Here is a 5,666-nt window from a genome sequence, read left to right as displayed (position 1 = left end):
GGAAACGGGCTGGGCTCGTAAACGCTTAGCCTTTATACTCATCGGCTTGCACGCGGTGGGGAAAGACCCGCTAAACCTATCACGGCGCGGAGTTCGTCGACAGCATGACTTCGGTCAAAGCGCAGTCCGGTCAGCGTGGCGCCATCTGGCGCCCCCGGCAGCGAGCCCATTGGTGGCTGGCCAGTGTGCTGGTCGGTTGTCTGCTGCCCGCGGGCTTGATGCCCGCCGAGGCGATGCGGCTGGCCGAGCGTTTGACTCAGGTCTACCTGATGGCCCCGGAGGCCATTCGGGCCGAGTCCCGGCGCGTCGCACGCATCGCCGCCAAGCGTCCCCTGCACCCGCGGACCATGACCCCCTCGCCGCAGCCGCGGCGGATTCCCCTCGAACCCCTGGTTGCCCCCAGCGCCGCCCTGGACGTGCTGTCCCGCCGAGGCCCGCCTGTGTCCGCCTGATGACCGTCATATCTCTCTCATCATCACCGGCAGCCGGTGCTGGCCTCGTCGTCGCATGGCTGCCTCCGGGGCACGCAGGAATACATCATGTTGAATGCAATACTACACAAGCTGGTCGGTTCCAAGAACGACCGCGACGTCAAGCGCATGCGCAAGCAGGTGGCGGCGATCAACGAACTGGAAGCCCAGTTCGAAGCGCTCGATGACACGGCGCTCAAGGCCAAGACTGCCGAGTTTCGTCGTCGCCTGGCCGATGGCGAGAAGCACGAATCCATGCTGCCGGAAGCGTTCGCCACCGTCCGGGAGGCGAGCAAGCGCGTGCTCGGCATGCGTCATTTCGATGTCCAGATGGTTGGCGGCATGGCGCTGCACGAGGGCCGGATCGCCGAGATGAAGACCGGTGAGGGCAAGACGCTGGTCGGGACGTTGTCGGTCTACTTCAATGCGCTGCTGGGAAAAGGCGTGCATGTGGTCACGGTCAACGACTACCTGGCCAGCCGTGACGCCAACTGGATGCGCCCGCTCTACGAATTCCTCGGGCTCAGTGTCGGGGTCATCGCCTCCGGCCAGCCGAACGAGGAGAAGAAGCAGGCTTATGCCTGCGATATCACCTATGGGACCAACAACGAGTACGGCTTCGACTACCTGCGCGACAACATGGCCTTCTCGCTGCAGGACAAGGTCCAGCGACCGCTGCACTACGCGATCATCGACGAGGTCGACTCGATCCTGATCGATGAAGCGCGCACGCCGCTGATCATCTCCGGCCCCGTGGAAGAGAACGTCGAACTCTATCGCACCATTCACGCGCTCTCCAAGCAGCTCAAGCAGTGTAGCGACGAGGAGGACCCGACCACCGGCGATTTCCTGATCGACGAGAAGCAGAAGCAGGTGGAGTTGACGGAGGAGGGTCACCAGCAGGTCGAGCAGCTGATGCGGGAGGCGGGCCTGCTCAAGTCGGAAGACTCGCTCTACGCGGTCCAGAACCTCGGGCTGCTGCAGCATATCCACTCGGCGCTGCGGGCTCGCTGCCTCTACCATCGCGATGTCGACTACATCGTCTCGGACGGCAACGTGGTGATCGTCGACGAGCACACCGGGCGTACCATGCCGGGTCGCCGCTGGTCCGAAGGTCTGCACCAGGCGGTGGAAGCCAAGGAAGGGGTGGCGATCCAGCGCGAGAGCCAGACGCTGGCCTCCACCACCTTCCAGAACTATTTCCGCCTCTACGAGAAATTGGCCGGGATGACCGGTACCGCCGACACCGAGGCCTTCGAGTTCAATCACATCTACGGGCTCGACGTGCTGGTGATTCCCACCAATCGTCCGTTGGCGCGCCAGGATCTGAACGATCTGGTCTACCTGAGTGCCGAGGAGAAGTACGCCGCGATCATCGAGGACGTCAACACGCAGCGCGAGGCCAACCGGCCGGTGCTGGTGGGTACCGCGTCCATCGAGACCTCGGAGTATCTCTCCAAGCTGATGCAGGTGAAGCAGATTCCCCACAACGTCCTCAACGCCAAGCAGCACGAAAGCGAGGCCGAAATCATTGCCCAGGCGGGTCGCCCCGGCGCCGTCACGCTGGCCACCAACATGGCGGGCCGGGGTACCGATATCGTGCTCGGCGGCAACTGGGAAGCCGAGGTCGCCAAGCTCGAGGATCCCAGCGAGGCGCAGATCGAGTCGATCAAGGCGGAGTGGCAGCAGCGTCATGATGCCGTGCTCGAGTCCGGCGGCCTGCACGTGATCGGCTCCGAGCGGCACGAGTCCCGCCGGATCGACAACCAGCTGCGTGGCCGTGCCGGCCGCCAGGGTGACCCGGGCTCGACACGTTTCTTCCTGTCGCTGGAAGACAGCCTCATGCGCCTGTTCGGCTCCGACCGGGTACAGCGTCTGATGGGTGCGCTGGGGCTCGAGGAGGGCGAGGCCATCGAGCACAAGATGGTCTCCAACGCGGTCGAGCGGGCGCAGAAGAAGGTCGAAGGCCGCAACTTCGACATCCGCAAGCAGCTGCTGGAGTACGACGACGTCTCCAACGACCAGCGCCGGGTCATCTACGAGCAGCGCGACGATATCCTCGCCGCCGACGATATCTCCGACAACGTCGCCAGCATCCGCGACGAAGTGCTCGAGCAGACGATCTCCGAGTACGTGCCGCCCCAAAGTCTGCCGGAGCAGTGGGAACTGGCGGGGCTGCAGGATCAGCTCAAGCAGGAGTTCAACATTGACCTGCCACTGGTGCAGTGGGCGGAGGAGGACGACAACTTCAACGAGGAAGTGCTGCGTCAACGCCTGCTGGACCAGCACCGTGGCCAATATCTCGCCAAGGTCGAAGCGATCGGTAGTGAAATGATGCGACGCTTCGAGAAGCAGGTGATGCTGCAGGTGCTGGATACACGCTGGAAGGAGCACCTGCAGTCGATGGATCACCTTCGCCGCGGCATTCACCTGCGGGGCTATGCCCAGAAGAATCCGAAGCAGGAGTACAAGCGCGAGGCGTTCGAGCTGTTCCAGTCGCTGCTCTACAACATCAAGCATGACGTTACCCGTATCCTGAGCCATGTGCAGGTGCGGCGTCAGGAAGAGGTCGAGGATCTGGAGCGCCAGCGTCGCGAAGCGCTCGAGCGGGAGAAGGCGGCCAGCCAATCGGTCCACGAGGAGGCTGTCACCGCGGCCCGGCAGACGGCCGAAGGGGCGGGGGAAGCGGCAGACGAGCCGGCCGAGGATGGTGCCCAGCCGGTGCGCCGGGAGGGCCCGAAAGTCGGACGTAACGATCCTTGCCCGTGCGGTTCCGGCAAGAAGTACAAGCAGTGCCATGGTGCGCTGAGCTGAGAATGGCCAGGAACACGGGGCAGGCCTGTGTTCCTCGAGGAGAATGGGATGGCCGTAGGTAAATCACTGTTTCCCCGGATGCCGGCGCTCGAGGGCGTGCGACTGGGAACCGCGATGGCGGGTATCAAGAAGCCGAACCGTCGTGATCTGGTGGTGATCGAGGTGCCCGAGGGCGCCTCCGTCGCCGCCACGTTCACCCGCAACGCCTTCTGCGCGGCGCCCGTGCACGTCGCTCGGGACCACCTGCAGCAGGCGACGCCACGCTTCCTGCTGATCAATACCGGCAATGCCAATGCCGGTACCGGTGCCCGCGGCCGCAACGATGCCGAGGCGTGCTGCCGTGCGCTGGCTGCGCTAACCGGAACCGAGGGCCATCATGTACTGCCGTTCTCGACCGGGGTGATCGGGGAGCCGCTGCCGGTGGCCCGAATCACGGACGGTCTGGCCGCCGCCCTGGAAGCGCTGGACGCCGACGGCTGGGCGCTCGCCGCCGAGGGCATCATGACCACCGATACCCGGATCAAGGGCGCTTCGGCCCAGGTCGAGCTCGGCGGTGGTACGGTCACCATCAACGGGATCAGCAAGGGCTCCGGAATGATCCAGCCCAACATGGCGACCATGCTCGGATTCGTCGCCTGCGATGCGGCGATCGATCAGGACCGGCTCCAGCAGTGGCTGCGCGAAGCGGTGCGGGTCTCTTTCAACTCGATCACGGTGGATTCGGATACCTCCACCAACGATGCCTGCACGCTGATCGCCACCGGCCGTGGCCCGCGTGTCGAGTCGGCCGACGATGAACGTCGGTTCCGCGAGGCGCTGACATCGGTGCTCGTCGAACTGGCGCAGGCGATCATCCGTGATGGCGAAGGGGCGACCAAGTTCGTCACGTTGCAGGTCGAGGAGGCGGAAAGCGTCGACGAGGCGCGGGCGGTGGCGTTCACGGTCGCCCATTCGCCGCTGGTCAAGACGGCGCTCTACGCCAGCGACGCCAACTGGGGTCGAATCCTGGCCGCCGTCGGGCGGGCGCCGGTGAAGGATCTGGACGTCGAGCGCATCGTCATCGATCTCGGTGGCGAGCGCCTGGTGGAGCATGGCGGTCGCGCCGACGGTTACACCGAAGAGGCGGGGAGTCGGGTGATGGCGCAGGAGGAGATCGTCATCCGGATCCGCCTCGGTCGCGGCGGCGCCAGCGCCACGATCTGGACATCGGACCTGTCCCACGATTACGTATCGATCAACGCGGATTACCGCAGTTGAACGCTTTCTGACGGAGAGCGATATTCCGAAGCCGGATGTCGCCGTCAAACACTGAAGTGGCGCGAGAGACTTAGCAAGATGATCAAGAGACGGGTCCATGTGGCGGCTGCCGCCGTCATCCGAGGCGACGGGCGAGTGCTGATTGCCAGGCGTCCGGCGACGGTCGACCAGGGCGGTCTGTGGGAGTTTCCGGGGGGCAAGCTGGCACCCTACGAAACCGGCTTCGAGGCGCTCAAGCGGGAGCTGAGCGAGGAACTCGGCATTCAGATCCTGCGCGCACAGCCGTTGATTCGGGTGCATCACGAGTACGCCGACAAGCATATCCTGCTGGATGTCTGGCAGGTACGCGAGTACGAAGGCGACCCCTACGGCAGAGAGGGGCAGCCGGTGCGGTGGGTCGAGGTCGACGATCTGACCAACTACGCCTTCCCGGCGGCCAATCTGCCGATTCTGCGCGCGGTGGCGCTGCCCCAGGAGTATCTCATCACCGCCGAAGAGGCGGATGACTCCGTCTTTCTCGACCGGCTCGAGCGTGCCCTGAAAGAGGACAGCATCCGCCTGGTGCAGTTGCGCGCCAAGGGGCTGGATGACCTGGCCTACCAGGCCCGTGCGGAGAAGACCCTGGAACTGTGCCGGCGCTACGGCGCCAAGTTGCTGCTGAACGCCGATCCCGAGTGGCTGCAGCGGGTCGATGCCGACGGCATTCATCTGACCAGCGCCAGGCTGATGGAGCTCAAGCGACGCCCGGTTCCCAGCGACAAGTGGCTGGGCGCCTCGACCCATGGCGAAGAACAGCTGACCCAGGCCGGGCAGATCGACTGCGACTTCGTCACCCTCTCGCCGTTGGCGCCGACCCCATCGCATCCTGAAGCGGTGACGATCGGGTGGCACGATTTCCAGCAGATGGTGGAGATGGCGGCGATGCCGGTCTTCGCGCTGGGCGGGATGACGCGCCACCATGCGAATCAGGCGCGGGCCGTCGGGGCGCAGGGGATCGCATCGATTCGCGATTTCTGGCGTAACGATTCCTGAGCCACGAGCCACGAGCCACGAGCCACGGGCTACGGGCTAAGAGCCAAGAGCCAAGAGCCAAGAGCCAAGAGCCAAGAGCCAAGAGCCAAGAGC

The 5,666-nt window shown here is 64.8% G+C and carries 4 protein-coding genes; all 4 read left to right on the top strand.

Going from position 1 to position 5,666, the window contains the following annotated elements:
• The first annotated feature begins 104 nt into the window (after window positions 1–104).
• Window positions 105–452, top strand: coding sequence for a hypothetical protein (locus tag Q0602_RS15325; RefSeq protein ID WP_295036523.1), 348 nt, complete (start codon window positions 105–107; stop codon window positions 450–452).
• 87 nt (window positions 453–539) lie between these two features.
• On the top strand, window positions 540–3,284 hold the full coding sequence (gene secA, locus Q0602_RS15320; protein WP_298845132.1) for a preprotein translocase subunit SecA: 2,745 nt from the start codon (window positions 540–542) through the stop codon (window positions 3,282–3,284).
• 48 nt (window positions 3,285–3,332) lie between these two features.
• On the top strand, window positions 3,333–4,541 hold the full coding sequence (gene argJ, locus Q0602_RS15315) for a bifunctional glutamate N-acetyltransferase/amino-acid acetyltransferase ArgJ (RefSeq protein ID WP_298845129.1): 1,209 nt from the start codon (window positions 3,333–3,335) through the stop codon (window positions 4,539–4,541).
• A 78-nt stretch (window positions 4,542–4,619) separates the two neighbouring features.
• Window positions 4,620–5,573, top strand: a complete 954-nt coding sequence (locus tag Q0602_RS15310; RefSeq protein ID WP_298845126.1) for a Nudix family hydrolase — start codon at window positions 4,620–4,622, stop codon at window positions 5,571–5,573.
• Window positions 5,574–5,666 lie beyond the last annotated feature (93 nt).

Origin of the sequence: uncultured Salinicola sp., assembly GCF_937921195.1 — a bacterium.
In the GTDB taxonomy this organism is placed as follows: Bacteria; Pseudomonadota; Gammaproteobacteria; order Pseudomonadales; family Halomonadaceae; genus Salinicola.
The sequence above is the reverse complement of the archived record's forward strand: the minus strand, read 5'-3'. Positions and strand labels throughout refer to the sequence as shown.